The sequence below is a fragment of the Yersinia sp. FDAARGOS_228 genome (assembly GCF_002073315.2).
GTDB classification, from domain to species: Bacteria; Pseudomonadota; Gammaproteobacteria; order Enterobacterales; family Enterobacteriaceae; genus Yersinia; species Yersinia intermedia.
Genome location: NZ_CP020409.2, coordinates 3048967 through 3064202 on the forward strand (window position 1 = coordinate 3048967; position 15236 = coordinate 3064202).

A 15236-nucleotide genomic window follows, 5' to 3' on the forward strand; every position below is an offset into this window, starting at 1 on the left:
ACAATGTGCGCCATTTTTCATTTTCAGGAAGTAATATTACTTCTTGTAAGCGTGAGCTTGGTTGTCCAGACGTTGGTTAGCACGTGCTGCATCGTCTTTAGCTGCTTGAACGTCAGAACGGATTGCGTTCACGTCGTTGCTCAGTTGGTCAACTTTAGCGTTCAGAGTCTGAACGTCAGAAGACAGTTGGTCGATTTTAGCATTGCTTGAACAACCAGCCAGCATAGTTGAAGCCAGAATTACCGCGCCCAGTACAAGTTTAGTACGATTCATTATTAACACCCTCTAGATTAAGTTAATCTCCATGTAGCGTTACAAGTATTACACAAAGTTTTTTCGAAAGAGAATAAATTTTTAGTGTTAGAGGGGTTTATTTTGATCGTTCGCTCAAAGAAGCACCTTGTTTTAAAAAAAAGTTAAAAAAACGAGGCAAAACAGCCGGATTCTATGGGATAAGTCCTATTTGAAAAAATGGCTTTAACGCCGTTGGGATAAAGCGGATTTTTCAGAAAGATTATTTGGACGGTTTAAAAAAGAAAACGCCGCTATTGAAAGCGGCGTTTTTAATTATCATCCGAGAGGACGTGTTGGGGTTATAACACGTGTACCGAAGCAGTATTGGTGGTGCCACTTGCTACCAGAGCACCAGAAACCATAACTACAACTTCGCCTTTCAGTGCCAAGCCACTGGCCAGAGCGGCTTCTTTACCGATGCGATAGAAATCATCAGTGGAAGCGATTTTATCAACCAGTTGAGTGACAACACCTTTGGTCAGGATTAATTGACGGGCGGTGGTTTCGTTGGTGGTCAATGCCAGAATGGTGGCAGTAGGGAAGTATTTACGCACTGATTTTGCTGATTTACCGCCGCCAGTGGCAACGATAATCAGTTTTGCTTCCAGTTTTTCTGCTGTTTCTACCGCGCCACGGCAAACGGCTTCGGTGATACGCATTTTACGATTATCATTCAGCGTATCAATGCGGCTAGGCATAATGCGGTCTGTACGCTCACAGATGGTCGCCATGATGGTGACAGACTCTAATGGGTACTTACCCTTGGCGCTTTCACCAGACAGCATCACGGCGTCTGTACCGTCCAGAATGGCGTTAGCAACGTCGCCAGCTTCTGCACGAGTAGGGCGTGGGTTTTTGATCATTGAATCGAGCATCTGCGTTGCAGTGATAACAACTTTGCGAGCGCGGTTACATTTCTCAATCATCATCTTCTGCGCGAAGATAACTTCTTCAACCGGGATCTCAACACCCAGGTCACCACGGGCAACCATGATACCGTCGGAGGCTTCCAGGATTTCGTCGAAGTTATTCAGACCTTCCTGGTTTTCGATTTTAGAAATGATTTGGATATGTTCGCCACCGTGCGCTTTCAGGTGTTCGCGAATTTCCAGCACGTCTGAACGTTTACGGATAAAGGAGGCAGCAACGAAGTCCACGCCTTGCTCACAACCAAAGATCAGGTCAGCTTTATCTTTTTCAGCCAGTGCGGGTAACTGGATAGAAACGCCTGGCAGGTTAACGCCTTTGTTTTCACCCAAATCACCGTTGTTCAGCACTTTACAGACTACGGCGCTTTCAGTGACTTCAGTCACTTCCATACCGATCAGACCATCGTCAACCAGAACGGTGTTACCAATTTTCAGGTCAGCAGCGAAGCCTGGGTAAGTCACAGCAACGATCTTGTCGTTACCGATAACACTTTGATCCGTGGTAAAGGTGAAAGTCTGACCAGCAACCAGGGCTGCATCTTTGCCGCCTTCCAGTTTCATGGTGCGGATTTCTGGGCCTTTAGTGTCCAACAAGATGCCAGCCTTGTGGCCGGTTTTTGCCATTACAGCACGAATGTTCTTGATACGTTGACCATGTTCTACATAGTCGCCGTGAGAGAAGTTCAAACGCATAACGTTCATGCCGGCATCAAGCAGTTTTGTCAGCATTTCTTCAGATTCGGTTTTGGGACCGATAGTACAAACAATTTTAGTCTTTTTGTCGTTCATGTTCATGAGGATTTTTCTACAAGTTGTGATGGATTAAAAACGAAAGTTCCGTTAATGAGATCAACGGAGTGGGATCTGATTAGTGTCTGGTGTAGCGAAACGTTACAAAGAAGCAAAACATTACTAAGAATAGATGACAGTTGCGGAAGTTGAGCGGAAAACTTTAGCACGAGGCTAAACGCATGATCGGTATACGATGGCGTAAATGTGAGTTGTATTTTTTTAGCGTATCGGCAGATCAAGATGCTGAAACCATTCAACTGAAACGACGGTTCGTATTATAAGCGGTAAGTAACGGGAAATGAAATAGAAAACAGAAACTCATTGCCGTTTTTTATAAAAAGGGGGAATTAGTCGCGCAAGTATTGCGAATATTTCTTAGTTTGTTGCGCAACTGGTGTGATTTTTAACATTTTTAGCCAATCCAGGGCTGATAAACAAGCAGAAGACATCGAAGGATTCGTTGAGCTCTATTGTATTATTGAGGTCATCTCTTGCAGAGAATTAGCTGGAATAGGGGGGCGTAAACAAGTATTGGGAAGATTAAGAAAACACAGAGTGAAGCGGAGTGGTGCGTTCTAATGGACTCGAACCATCGACCCCCACCATGTCAAGGTGGTGCTCTAACCAACTGAGCTAAGAACGCATCTAAAGATGATAAATCTGTGACCAGAGTGGTGCGTCCGAATGGACTCGAACCATCGACCCCCACCATGTCAAGGTGGTGCTCTAACCAACTGAGCTACGGACGCACATTACCCTACTTACTTGAAGTTACAGGACGACCGACTGCAACTCTTACTACTTTGGCTACTGAACTCACAACGTCTTTAACCACTACATAGGTGTAATAAATTTGGTGCGTCCGAATGGACTCGAACCATCGACCCCCACCATGTCAAGGTGGTGCTCTAACCAACTGAGCTACGGACGCATCTTTTTATTACTCACCATCAATGCTGACAGCGGGGACGAATATTAACGAGCTGCCCGTCTGCTGGCAAGGAGAAAAACACAATATTCACCGCAAACTCACGTAATTGCTGCGCTTTTGCCCATTGCGCTGTTTTTTTCTCCACCTTGGTGTTTTTACGCTGGCGTGACTTGCTAATATGATTTCTGCCGGTCACGCCAGAGATTGCCAGTACTAATGTGCGGCTTTGCCCAAGATAAATGTCGCAGGCTGTTTTTGTAACCAGCGGATGCGTAGCGCCATTAAAATCGCCGCAGAGGTTAAGCCAATAACGAACCCAATCCAGAACCCACTTGGCCCCATGGCGGGCACGATATAATCGGTTAGCCCCAGCAAGTAACCACTGGGTAGCCCCAGTATCCAATAGGCAGTAAAGGTAATAAAGAAGATCGAACGTGTATCTTTATAACCCCGTAACACACCGCTACCGATTACTTGAATCGCATCAGAGAGCTGGTAAATAGCGGCCAGCAACATCAAGTGGGAGGCCATCATCACTACTGCCGGTGTTTTGTTGTACAGCAAAGCAATATGCTCGCGGAAAATAACGGTGAATACCGCAGTAACACAAGCCAGCATTAAACCCACGGCAATACTGGTATAGGCGGCGACCCTCGCTTGGTCAACCGAACCTTGACCAAGGCGGAAGCCAACACGAATGGTGGCTGCGACACTTAGCGACATAGGCAACATAAACATTAGTGAACTAAAGTTGAGCGCAATTTGGTGCCCGGCTACAGCGACAATGCCCAAAGGGGAAACCAGTAAGGCGACAACCGCGAACAACGTTACTTCAAAAAACAGCGCCAAAGCGACTGGCAGACCAAGGCCACCCAGGCGTTTCATTACTTGCCAGTCTGGTGCAGCGAACCCTTTTTCCAGTTTGATATCCTGTTGTGAACGCGCACGCGTGACATACCAGCGCATCATCAGGAACATCACCCAATAGACCGTGCCTGTAGCCACCCCGCAACCTACGCCACCTAATGCCGGAGCACCGAATTTACCGTAGATGAAAATATAGTTAACCGGAATATTAACGAGCAAACCAATAAAGCCGATAACCATCCCCGGTTTGGTTTTGGATAATCCCTCGCATTGATTACGCAGTACCTGGAAGAACAGATAGCCCGGTGCACCCCACATAATGGCATGCAGGAAACCAACGGCTTTATCTGCTAGCACTGGGTCAATATTATGCATTTGCTTAATAACGTGGTCGCTATTATATAGAACAAACATTATTAGCAGGGAAACGCATAAAGCCAGCCAAAAACCTTGCCTGACTTGATGGGCAATCTGATTGCGCCGCCCGGAACCATTGAGCTGTGCAACTGTTGGGGTAAGTGCCAACAACAAACCATGGCCAAATAAAATAGCCGGTAACCAGATAGACGTCCCCACCGCTACTGCGGCCATATCCGTTGCACTGACAGAACCCGCCATAATAGTGTCAACTACACCCATGGCAGTTTGAGACAATTGCGCGATGACGACGGGAATAGCGAGAGCCAATAAGCTACGCGCTTCGACGATGTACTTCTGCACGTATGCACCTTTCTCTACCCGTCGCCCTTCAATATACAGGGGTGTTGGCTGCCCTTGCTCACTCCCGTCACTTAGTTATCTAAGCTCCTGGAGGTTCACGCGGTTGCCGCCTAGCTGTATCTCGAAGTAACTTGGGTATAACCTAGTTATGATTTCAATAACGACTGTTTATCGCGCAATGGGCGATAAATAAAATAGCGGAAAAACTATAAAGGATTGTACCTGCTCATCGCGCTTAAGCAATCTTTGTCGCTAATTATCAGCTAAATACCGCTTATCTGTTTTTTTAGTCTAAGTGGTTTGGTTTTCCTTATCTTCTGAGGCAAAATCAAGACAGAGAATCTTTCTTTTTATAGATAACTGATAAGAGGCATGGCGTATGTTTACCGGTATTGTTCAAGGCACCGCGCCGGTGGTTGCCATCGAGGAAAAATCAAATTTCCGTACACATGTAGTAGAAATGCCAACGGAGATGCTGCCTGAATTAGCCTTAGGTGCTTCTGTTGCTCACAATGGTTGCTGTCTGACAGTCACCGCCGTTGAGGGTAATCGGGTTAGCTTTGATCTAATGAAGGAAACACTGCGCATTACCAATTTGGGCGATATCAAGGTTGGTGATACCGTTAATTTGGAACGTGCGGCTAAATTCAGCGATGAAATTGGTGGGCATCTCATGTCTGGCCATATTATTTGTACTGCTGAAATTGTCAAAATATACACATCAGAAAATAACCGTCAGATCTGGTTTCGTATGCCCAGCTTTGATTTAATGAAATATGTATTACACAAAGGCTTTATTGGCATTGATGGTATCAGCCTAACCATTGGTGAGGTCGTCGGGAACCGTTTCTGTGTGCATCTGATACCCGAAACACTGTCGCGTACCACATTAGGTAAAAAACGTTTGGGGCATCGGGTAAATATCGAAATAGATCCACAAACTCAGGCGGTAGTGGACACAGTCGAGCGGGTATTGGCGCAGCGGGAGATGGTACATGCTACGCCGGTAGTTGATAAGGTCACTCACGGATAAACGTAGTCTTAACCGAGATAATGTGATTAAGAATAGGACAGGGGAGTCAATATACCTGTCCTATTTTCACTTTTAACGCGGTACGCGAATCCCACCATCCACTCCGTTCGGGCTGAATAACACTTGCCACAGTTGGATATCTCTGGCGCGGAATGCCCCCGCACAGGCATTGAGATAATAACTAAACATCCGCTCAAATCGTGACGAGTAATTCTCCGCCAGGCTTGGCCACGCGGCTTGAAAACGTTCATACCACGCCATCAGGGTGCGATCATAATCAGCGCCAAAATTATGCCAATCTTCCATGATAAAATAAGGCTCACTGGCGTTAGCAATATGTTTTACTGACGGCAGGCAGCCATTGGGGAAGATATATTTATTAATCCACGGATCAATACTCAGATCGGTACGATTAGCGCCGATGGTGTGCAGTAAGAACAGGCCATCTGGCTTCAAATTGCGGTTTACGACATCAAAATAGGTGTGATAGTTCTTTGGCCCGACATGCTCGAACATACCGACAGAAACAATCCGATCGAATTGTTCGTTCAGATCACGGTAGTCTTGCAACAAAATAGTGACGTCCAAACCTTCACCGCGTTTTTGTGCCAGTTTTTGTTGCTCAGCCGAAATGGTAACACCGGAAACGGCAACCCCGTAATGCCGGGCAGCATAAGCGGCGAGGCCCCCCCAACCACAACCGATGTCTAGTAACGTCATGCCCGGAGCCAATTGCAGTTTTTCGCAGATCATCCGCAGTTTATTTTCCTGCGCTTGCTCAAGGGTCGTGGCATCTTTCCAGTAAGCGCAAGAGTATTGCATATTTGAATCGAGCATTAGGCTAAACAGATCATTACCCAAATCGTAATGTTCTTTACCGACAATCCAGGCTCTTTTCTTCGATTGCAAATTAATAATGCGCGCGGCAGCAATGCGTAAAGTATCTTTGAAATGGTGTGGAAGTTGATGCTCCAGTCCAGCTCTGAGAACCCGTTGGAAAAAGATATCCAAGCGGTCACATTCCCACCAACCGTCCATGTAACTCTCACCTAATGCCAAAGATCCTTCTTGCAATACCCGCTTAAAAAAATCAGGGTTATTAACTCTAATGTCGAAAGGGCGAGGGCCATTAATTTCAATATCAGCCCGGTTCAGCATTTCTTGTATAATGCGAAACCACGGGGTTTCTTGAATACTCTGGTCTTCTATACAGGATGAACTCATAGCTTCTCCATCACTTTCTTCTGACTTATGACCCGCGATACATGCAGATTCATACCAATAAGGTTGTCGTGACCTTGGTGTCTAATATCCGTAACGGACAGAGGAAGATTAAGAAGAAACCCTAATAAAAATTGGTTTAGGGCAACTCATCCTTAAGAGTAAATGTGACGCAATCCACGCGCCCAGAAGGTACTTAAGTTAATGCTTTTTTTTAATGGTATTGTATCTGGTTAAATCGAGTATAGGCTTGCCGGGGCGCTTTCTCAATAATAAATCGTCCCCGGCTCGCGTGTTCCTTAGTGACTATTTCCATTGGGAATTAATTCACTTCACCTATGGCGCTACCGCTGTGTTAGCGGCGCTTGTTATTCGGCTCATCCTTGGGCCTCGCCTCGTTGAGGCCGCCACAAGCCGCCTTCAAATCGGTTTGCGACCGGTTTATCGCCCGAATTACTTACTTATCTAAGCACATCACGTCTCATCCGCTTGCGGCTTTGCTGTAATGCCGATGACTTTGGTTACCGGATTAGTATGATTTTTTTCTTTTCGCAATGCGTAGCAATGAATGCCATAACCTAAAAATGCCAGAACCACTGTTGATAGCATCACGGTCACTGTTGCCAGCAATGGCTGGCTGATATAGGCCGAGACCACCATACTGGCAACAAAACACAACCCAAGCTGAAGGGTATTTTGCAGCGCGGCTGCTTTACCTGTGTTCGCTGGAAAGGGCATTAATGCATTCGCTACGATAATAGGGTAGCAGGCACCATTAACCAGCGCCATTATGCAGAATGGAATAAGTAAGGTCAGTAGGGTCGGCGTGGTTAACGTTGCTATCAGATAAAGTGCAATCATGCTGACCGCATAGCCTGCCAACAGCCACGGCAGCAAGGTGTTGCCCTTGATCCGGGCAAGAGCACTGCGGCAACCAAACCCGCCTAACAGGAAGGCCAGGGTCTGGGGGACATAACTTAATCCGATGACATTCGGGCTATAACCCATATCACCGAGAATAAAAGGTGAACCGGTTAACCAGGCAAAGAAACCGGCACTACAGGCAGCAAACATCATCACGTTGCCACTGAATGTTGCCGACTTAAGCAACTGCCAGAAACTGATTTTGGTGCTAATTCGTGTCGCATTATCCTGAGCAGTTTTTTTGCGTTCGCTCAATCGTGCCGTCGGGATCAGCAGCAGCAGTGTAACGGCCAGTAGTACGACAAAAATTGCACGCCAACTGAAGTGGTTTAATAACCAGGCTCCCAGCAGCGGGGCTAATGCAGGAGAGAGCGCCACTAACGGCATAATGGTAGCGAACACCCGATTGGCCTTGCCGTCGCGATACCGATCTACCACTAACGCCTGCCAACTCACGGCAGCAGAACACACACCCACTGCCTGAATGAAGCGCAGGATGAGTAATTGTGTCGCATTTTCAACCCACAAAACCCCCAGACAGCCGAGGGCAAATAATCCCAAACCAGCTAGCAGAACCGGTTTGCGGCCTAACTTATCCGATACAGGTCCCCAGATAAGCTGAGCGATTGCGAACCCTGCGAGGAAGATACTTAAACTGGCGCTGATAGCGCCGGCAGATGCTTGTAGCTCTTGTTGCATTGCGCCAAAAGCGGGCAGATACATGTCGGTGGCCAGATAACCCAACATACTCAGACCGGCCAGATAGAACATAAAACCAGACGACGTTTTCATTCTTTATTTCTCTTTATATCCTTCGTCCTTGGAACCGCAGAGGTGCTAGTTGCCGCGCCAATGACGTTGGCTAAATTATAATTTTTGCAGGCAAAACTTCTGTTACTGAAAATTAATTGCGGTGGGCATTCTATCGATGAGAAATTCGGTTGTGAAACGCTAATATTTGCGCCATGCTGTTAAAAATTTTGATAGCAAATTTGTGATGGAAAAGGTGAAAAACAATGTGGTCTGAATATTCACTGGATGTGGTGGATGCAGTAGCCCGTACCGGGAGTTTCAGTGCTGCTGCGCAAGAATTGCACCGCGTGCCGTCTGCGATTAGTTACACGGTGCGTCAGTTGGAAGAGTGGCTGGCCGTCCCGCTGTTTGAACGGCGTCATCGCGATGTGGAATTAACCGAAGCGGGTGTGGTTTTTATTAAAGATGCTCGCGATGTTATCAAAAAAATGAATAACACACGCCGCCAATGCCAACAAGTGGCGAATGGTTGGCGTGGGCAGTTAAATATAGTGATAGATAAAATTGTTAAGCCACAGCGTAGTCGCCGCTTAGTATTGGATTTTTATCGACATTTTCCTGATATTGAGCTGCGGGTACGCTATGAAGTCTTCAACGGTGTGTGGGATGCGCTGGTGGAGGGGCAGGCGGAAATGGCCATAGGTGCTACCCGCGCGATCCCCGTCGGTGGGCGATTTGTTTTTCGCGATATGGGTTTTTTAAGTTGGCATTGTGTGGTGAGCATCGATCACCCTTTAGCCCGGTTAACTGGGCCACTTAGTGATAATCAGTTACGGCCTTATCCCTCACTCTGTCTGGAGGATACCGCCCGCAACCTACCTAAGCGTGACACCTGGACTTTAGCTAACCAGCAGCGATTGGTGGCTCCAGACTGGGCAACGGGAATCGACTGCCTGTGTGCGGGGTTATGCATTGGAATGGTACCAGCGCACATGGTATCGCCGTTGATTGAACAAGGGAAGTTAGCGGCATTGACGTTGGTAGAACCGCTGCCCGATAGCCCATGTTGTTTGGCGTGGCAGCAGAACAACCACTCGCCCGCATTGGCCTGGCTACTCGAGTATTTGGGTGACAGTGTCACGCTGAATGCTGAGTGGCTGAAAGATGACGGTGAATTATCATTCAATGAGCAAGAGGTGATTGCGCGAACTTAGCACCGGTAGCGTTGCATGCTACCGGCGAAAGAGCATTAACGGCGGTAGTCGCGGAACGGGCCATCGGCAACGGAACGGCGCTCAACCAGTTTAGGATGTACCTCAATGGTCTGCGGATCTTCACGTTTGCTGACAATACGATCAAGTAACATGGCAAAGGCGGTTTCACCCAAACGCTCTTTTGGCTGGTGAATCGTGGTCAGTGCTGGCGAGAAATAGCGAGCATTACGCACATTATCATAGCCGATCACCGAAATATCTTGTGGTACCCGTAGGCCCAACTCATCAGCAGCACATATTGCACCCATGGCCATAATATCGCCGCCACAGAATACCGCTGTTGGGCGATGCTTTTGTGTCAGAATTTGATGCATTGCTTTATACCCGGATTCAGGCTCGAAATCCCCTTGCACCACCCATTCATCACGCAGTGTGATATTGGCCTCTTCCAACGCTTTCAGGAAGCCCTGATGGCGACCACCACCGGTATTACGGGCTAACTGACCAGGGATAGCACCAATGTCACGGTGACCGCGCTCAATCAGGTAACGGCCCGCCAAATAGCCACCTTCAAAGGCGTTATCAATAATAGAGTCAGTAAAATCGCCACGAGCCGTACCCCAATCCATAACGACCATTGGGATATTACGATAATCCTCTAACATCCCTAGCAGTTGTTCAGGATATTCTGAACACATCACCAGCAGCCCATCGACACGTTTTTGCGCCAACATCGCCAGATAGGCTTTTTGTTTGTCCAGATTATTATGAGAATTACATAAAATCAGGGTGTAACCCTTGCTGTAACAACTGTTTTCGACGGCTTCAATCACTTCAGCAAAATAAGGTGCTTCACTGGATGTTGCCAGCAAACCAATTGATTTGGTGTGATTGACTTTCAAACTGCGAGCCACAGCGCTGGGCGAATAATGCAGTTCTTTAATGGCAGCCCACACGGCAGCCTTCGTGTTTTCGGCGACGAAACGAGTTTTGTTGATAACGTGCGAAACGGTGGTGGTGGACACACCCGCGTGTTTGGCCACATCTTTAATCGTTGCCATAAAAAGAATGACTCCTAAGCTTACCGGTTACAGTAGGGTAAGTATTATGTTAATCGTTTGCCTGCAATACTCGAAAACCACTCAGACACAAACACGATATTAGGCTGGGAAGTTGAATCAGCGGGTTGTCTGAAAGTATTTATTGGACGTTATTAGTCGGTATGCAGTTATGAACTGCGAATTTTGTCTGATCTGGAGGAAAAGTGAAAGGGGTAATCAAAGTTATAAAGTGCGTAATGAGCACAAGATTTTTTTTCTGAACTGTGGGAAAATAATTTAACACACTAACTATGTGCCTTTATCTTACTACAAACTAACCGGCTAAGGAGTTTTTATGGATACCAATCTGAAAATGTCGCTGATTACGACTGTTGGTGCGCTGGCGATGATTATTGTCTTTAGCTTCGTGGCAGTAATGAATTAATTGAGCCGCTTGCCGGTGTGAAGTGATAAGTAGGGCGGGTAAACCCGCCCTTAATTATTGTTACGAGTAATGCACCGGTCTGTTGTCGCCGTATCAGGCTAAATTTTTCTCAACGAAAGACCAGTTAACCAGTGCCCAGAAGTTCTCCAGGTATTTTGGCCGCGCATTGCGGTAATCAATGTAGTAAGCATGTTCCCACACATCGACAGTTAACACCGGTTTATCAGTGGTGGTCAGTGGTGTTGCTGCATTAGATGTACTGACAATCGCCAGCGTGCCATCTGCTTTTTTAACCAGCCAGGTCCAGCCAGCGCCAAAGTTTTTTACTGCCGCATCAGTAAACTGTGCTTTAAATTCAGCAAAAGAACCAAATGACTGATTAATAGCATCGGCAACCTTACCCGTAGGTTCGCCACCACCATTAGGTGACAGGCAATGCCAGTAGAAGGTGTGGTTCCAGACTTGGGCCGCATTGTTAAATACCCCACCATTAGAGGTTTTTACAATCTCTTCCAACGTCTTACCCGCAAACTCCGTGCCTTTAATCAGATTATTGAGGTTAACCACATAGGTGTTGTGATGCTTACCGTAATGGTATTCCAGTGTTTCAGCTGAAATGTGGGGTTCTAGCGCATTTTGCGCATAAGGTAATGCCGGTAATTCAAAAGACATAGCTCTCTCCTTTCGGGGTTGCTCAGGGTGTTTGCTCCTCAAATCACATCAATTGCCGTTGGCAGCTATGTGGCGAAGAGCGGTTAAAGCTTAATTGTTGTATTTTTGTTGTGGGTATTAATCTTAACAACTTTCATCAGGAATGACAGAGATAACCTCACTGTTTGATGAGCGATAGCGTGAAAGTCATACAATGGGTTTAACACGTGAAGGGGCTTATTGTGCTATAGGCACCCGGTGGTGCTACCGGGCGCAAACTGAAGTCTTAGCGGATGGTTTTTGGTGTGACCACGCGGCGTGCGCCAACGTAATGATCTTGCCAATAGTCATTGTCCAGCATGCTGATACGAATTTCTTCGCCGGTACGCGGGGACTGAATAAACTTCCCGTTACCCAAATAGACGCCCACATGATCGGCGACACCACGGTTAGCAATATTGAAGAATACTAAATCACCGCTTTCCAACTCAGCACGTTTTACGGGGGCGGCGTCACGCAGGTGATACATCTCGTTAGCCGTGCGTGGCATCTTTATTCTGATCACGTCTTTATAGGCGTAATAGATAAGCCCGCTGCAATCAAAACCGGTATTAGGAGAGGTGCCACCCCAGCGATAAGGTTTACCAACTTGTTTCATTAGTTTGCTCATCGCGGTCTGCTTGGCGTGTTGATAGCGTTTTTTATGTGCCGGACTGAGCTTAATTTTACTATTAGCGACTAATTCGCTAGCGGCTTTGCCTTGGGTTTTATTTCTGTGCCGGCCGTAAGCGACTTTTTCTGTTTTTTTAACTGTGGTCACTTTTTTATTGGCTGTGGTTTTAATATTGGTTTTTTTTGTCGTGGTTTTACTGACTTCTTGTGCTTTTTTCTTCATCGTTTTAGTGGCGTTGGCAGCAATTTTCTTTTTATCGTTGCTGGCCGCTGTTTTAGCCGTTGTCACTTTGCCCGAGGTGGTTTTAGTGTTGGCGACTTTTACTTTTTTGCTGCTTTTATCGGCTTTACGCTTTTTACGATCATCCGGGCTGGCCTGGCTGACCTGTCCTTTCTTCTGCTCAGCCGAGACGTGAGCCTGCGGTGACGCATGCGCCAAATTTAAAAATAGCTGGGTAAACAGCAGCACAAACAGCGTAAATATTAAACGCATAATAACGCTACCAACCTTGCCCTAAGATGAATATGAAGAGTCACAGTATTGCCGAAACTCACGATATAAAAAAGCGCAGAGCGACATGATTTTAATCGATATTGTGAGAAAACATTAATGAATGAGTAATTGCCGTTTTTTCACACGTCTAATGGCCTTAAATCAACCATACGTCAACGAGTTATGTCCTTCGTACTTGAATTTGCTGGGGGCGTTACTCTCACTCCCTGCGCAGATTAGCATAAATACGAGCCAAATCGGGTATCTACTGATGTGCCATTCACATGTAACTGACTTGCCATGCTAATTACTGTAGTCATAACAGCAAGTATTCTTAAGAGCCCCATAAAGAAGATAATAGTGAATTAGTGGGATCAAAAATGTTATTCTAAATGCATATATTTGTAGCTGACAATATAACCATTCGGCCATAGAGTAAAGCCCCTGCAAAAGATGGCGTTTTATTCCAGTAGTGACAGTCGCTACAATAGGCCGGATGTAATAATTAAATTGAGCAATAAGGGCCTATTCCAGTAGGCGTAATTGTTGTAGCCACTATAGGGCTTGAGGAAGCAAGAAATGACGACGATTGATAAAATTCAGCGCCAGATAGCAGAAAACCCAATCCTGCTTTATATGAAGGGTTCACCTAAGCTGCCAAACTGCGGTTTCTCCGCTCAGGCTGTGCAGGCGCTGTCTGCCTGTGGCGAACGCTTTGCTTATGTTGATATCCTGCAAAACCCGGATATCCGTGCGGAACTGCCAAAATATGCTAACTGGCCAACCTTCCCACAACTGTGGGTTGATGGTGAACTGGTAGGCGGTTGTGACATTCTGATGGAAATGTACCAGCGTGGCGAACTACAGCAGTTATTGAAAGAGACCGCTGACAAATACCGTTCATCAGAAGAAAAACCTGCCGCAGAATAGGGCATGGGTGTTTTCAGTGAAAAATAAAAAGGTGGCCTTTGGGCCACCTTTTTTGAAAGTAAAATTGTCGCCTTTTATCTCATGAACAATCTTAGCTCATGAACACTGCGCTATTCGGATTCCCCAGCCGGTATCGGCCAGCCACCCAGTTTCTTCCAGCGATTAACCAGTTCACAGAATAATTTTGCCGTTTGCATGGTGTCATACAATGCGGAATGCGCCTGGCTGCTATCAAACGGAATACCTGCCGTCAGACAGGCTTTTGCCAGAACGGTTTGCCCCAACACCAACCCACTGAGCGCCGCAGTATCAAAGGTTGCAAAGGGGTGGAACGGGTTACGCTTCAAACTGGCGCGTTCAGCCGCAGCCATCACGAAGCTGTGATCAAAGTTGGCGTTGTGTGCCACGATGATGGCCCGGTTACAGCCTTGATCTTTTAGCCCTTTACGTACGGCTTTAAAAATGGCGTGTAAAGCATCATGCTCACTCACTGCACCACGCAAAGGGTTGGTTGGGTCAATGCCATTAAATGCCAGTGCTTCTGGTTGCAGATTGGCGCCTTCAAACGGCTCTACATGGAAATGCAGCGTTTCATCCGGCAGTAACCAACCATCCTTGTTCATCTGCAAGGTTACCGCAGCAATTTCTAATAATGCATCAGTTTGCGCATTAAAACCGGCGGTTTCCACATCAATTACAACGGGGTAATACCCACGAAAACGGCCACTTAGGGCGTTAAGGTCACTTTTATCTACCATCAGTTTCTTATCTTCATCGAATTCAGCGCGCATTATGTCAAATTTTAGCGCGGGATGCAGGGGGGATATCGCGATGAGAAAAAAGGCACCTTAGGTGCCTTGATGCTAATCAGTTGCCAAGGCCGTGTCCGGCGCTCTTATTCTCGATTAACTCGATTTTATAGCCGTCGGGATCTTCGACAAAAGCAATAATGGTATTACCGCCTTTTACCGGGCCAGCTTCACGGGTGACATTACCACCCGCCTGACGAATTTGGTCGCAGGTAGCGGCGACATCATCCACGCCGAGCGCCAGATGACCAAATGCAGTCCCCATATCGTAACTATTTACATCCCAGTTATAGGTCAGCTCAATCACTGAACCTTCACTTTCATCGCTATAACCGACAAAAGCCAGCGAGTATTTATACTCCGTATTTTCGCTGGTACGCAGTAAACGCATCCCTAATACCTTAGTGTAAAAATCGATAGAACGTTGCAGGTCACCAACGCGGATCATGGTATGGAGTAAGCGTTTCATAATACCTCTTTGTAATCAACAGTTTAAAGTTTTAAAATCATTATAAATC

The 15236-nt window shown here is 46.6% G+C and carries 15 protein-coding genes and 3 tRNA genes; 4 read left to right on the forward strand and 14 right to left on the reverse strand.

The genetic code is table 11. From position 1 onward, the window contains the following. Window positions 1-36 precede the first annotated feature (36 nt). From A6J67_RS14055 to A6J67_RS14080, 7 genes are all read right to left on the reverse strand, one after another. The gene (locus tag A6J67_RS14055; RefSeq protein ID WP_005165631.1) at window positions 37-273 is read right to left on the reverse strand and encodes a major outer membrane lipoprotein; all 237 of its coding nucleotides are present in this window, start codon (window positions 271-273) and stop codon (window positions 37-39) included. Window positions 274-593: 320 nt separating this feature from the next. Continuing rightward, window positions 594-2012, reverse strand: coding sequence for a pyruvate kinase PykF (gene pykF, locus A6J67_RS14060; RefSeq protein ID WP_032905889.1), 1419 nt, complete (start codon window positions 2010-2012; stop codon window positions 594-596). A 569-nt stretch (window positions 2013-2581) separates the two neighbouring features. Then, window positions 2582-2658 (reverse strand) — tRNA-Val (locus tag A6J67_RS14065). Between the two features lie 29 nt (window positions 2659-2687). Further along, window positions 2688-2764 (reverse strand) — tRNA-Val (locus A6J67_RS14070). Window positions 2765-2869: 105 nt separating this feature from the next. Next, window positions 2870-2946: transfer RNA gene (locus A6J67_RS14075), tRNA-Val, on the reverse strand. Between the two features lie 19 nt (window positions 2947-2965). Next, a complete protein-coding gene (locus A6J67_RS23500; RefSeq protein WP_005184491.1) occupies window positions 2966-3142 on the reverse strand; it encodes a hypothetical protein in 177 nt (58 codons plus the stop codon). 17 nt (window positions 3143-3159) lie between these two features. Continuing rightward, the gene (locus A6J67_RS14080) at window positions 3160-4533 is read right to left on the reverse strand and encodes an MATE family efflux transporter (protein WP_005184490.1); all 1374 of its coding nucleotides are present in this window, start codon (window positions 4531-4533) and stop codon (window positions 3160-3162) included. A 379-nt stretch (window positions 4534-4912) separates the two neighbouring features. Between A6J67_RS14080 and A6J67_RS14085 the strand changes: the two genes are divergently transcribed. Beyond that, entirely contained in the window at window positions 4913-5566 is a 654-nt protein-coding gene (locus A6J67_RS14085; RefSeq protein ID WP_005184489.1) for a riboflavin synthase, read from the forward strand. Window positions 5567-5638: 72 nt separating this feature from the next. On the opposite strand, the gene cfa is transcribed toward A6J67_RS14085, so the two are convergent. Beyond that, window positions 5639-6790 carry a cyclopropane fatty acyl phospholipid synthase gene (cfa, locus tag A6J67_RS14090; protein WP_005184487.1) on the reverse strand — a complete coding sequence of 384 codons (1152 nt, stop codon included), beginning with the start codon at window positions 6788-6790 and terminating at the stop codon, window positions 5639-5641. Between the two features lie 471 nt (window positions 6791-7261). Further along, entirely contained in the window at window positions 7262-8503 is a 1242-nt protein-coding gene (punC, locus tag A6J67_RS14095) for a purine nucleoside transporter PunC (RefSeq protein WP_005184486.1), read from the reverse strand. Between the two features lie 224 nt (window positions 8504-8727). On the opposite strand from punC, the gene punR reads away from it, so the two are divergent. After that, window positions 8728-9678 carry a DNA-binding transcriptional activator PunR gene (punR, locus tag A6J67_RS14100; RefSeq protein ID WP_005184485.1) on the forward strand — a complete coding sequence of 317 codons (951 nt, stop codon included), beginning with the start codon at window positions 8728-8730 and terminating at the stop codon, window positions 9676-9678. A 35-nt stretch (window positions 9679-9713) separates the two neighbouring features. Here the strand turns inward: punR and purR are convergent, their stop codons facing one another. Next, window positions 9714-10739 (reverse strand): HTH-type transcriptional repressor PurR, encoded by a 1026-nt coding sequence (gene purR, locus A6J67_RS14105; RefSeq protein WP_005184484.1) that lies wholly within the window; start codon window positions 10737-10739, stop codon window positions 9714-9716. 334 nt (window positions 10740-11073) lie between these two features. On the opposite strand from purR, the gene A6J67_RS14110 reads away from it, so the two are divergent. Next, the gene (locus A6J67_RS14110; protein WP_019079325.1) at window positions 11074-11163 is read left to right on the forward strand and encodes a YnhF family membrane protein; all 90 of its coding nucleotides are present in this window, start codon (window positions 11074-11076) and stop codon (window positions 11161-11163) included. Between the two features lie 93 nt (window positions 11164-11256). Here the strand turns inward: A6J67_RS14110 and sodB are convergent, their stop codons facing one another. Further along, a complete protein-coding gene (gene sodB, locus A6J67_RS14115; protein ID WP_005184483.1) occupies window positions 11257-11835 on the reverse strand; it encodes a superoxide dismutase [Fe] in 579 nt (192 codons plus the stop codon). Window positions 11836-12100: 265 nt separating this feature from the next. Continuing rightward, window positions 12101-12979: a C40 family peptidase gene (locus A6J67_RS14120; protein WP_042569818.1), complete on the reverse strand. Its 879-nt coding sequence runs from the start codon at window positions 12977-12979 to the stop codon at window positions 12101-12103. Window positions 12980-13558: 579 nt separating this feature from the next. Between A6J67_RS14120 and A6J67_RS14125 the strand changes: the two genes are divergently transcribed. After that, window positions 13559-13909, forward strand: a complete 351-nt coding sequence (locus A6J67_RS14125; protein ID WP_005184480.1) for a Grx4 family monothiol glutaredoxin — start codon at window positions 13559-13561, stop codon at window positions 13907-13909. 110 nt (window positions 13910-14019) lie between these two features. Here the strand turns inward: A6J67_RS14125 and rnt are convergent, their stop codons facing one another. Further along, entirely contained in the window at window positions 14020-14667 is a 648-nt protein-coding gene (gene rnt / locus A6J67_RS14130) for a ribonuclease T (protein ID WP_072088709.1), read from the reverse strand. Window positions 14668-14776: 109 nt separating this feature from the next. After that, window positions 14777-15187 carry a lactoylglutathione lyase gene (gene gloA / locus A6J67_RS14135; protein ID WP_005184478.1) on the reverse strand — a complete coding sequence of 137 codons (411 nt, stop codon included), beginning with the start codon at window positions 15185-15187 and terminating at the stop codon, window positions 14777-14779. Window positions 15188-15236 lie beyond the last annotated feature (49 nt).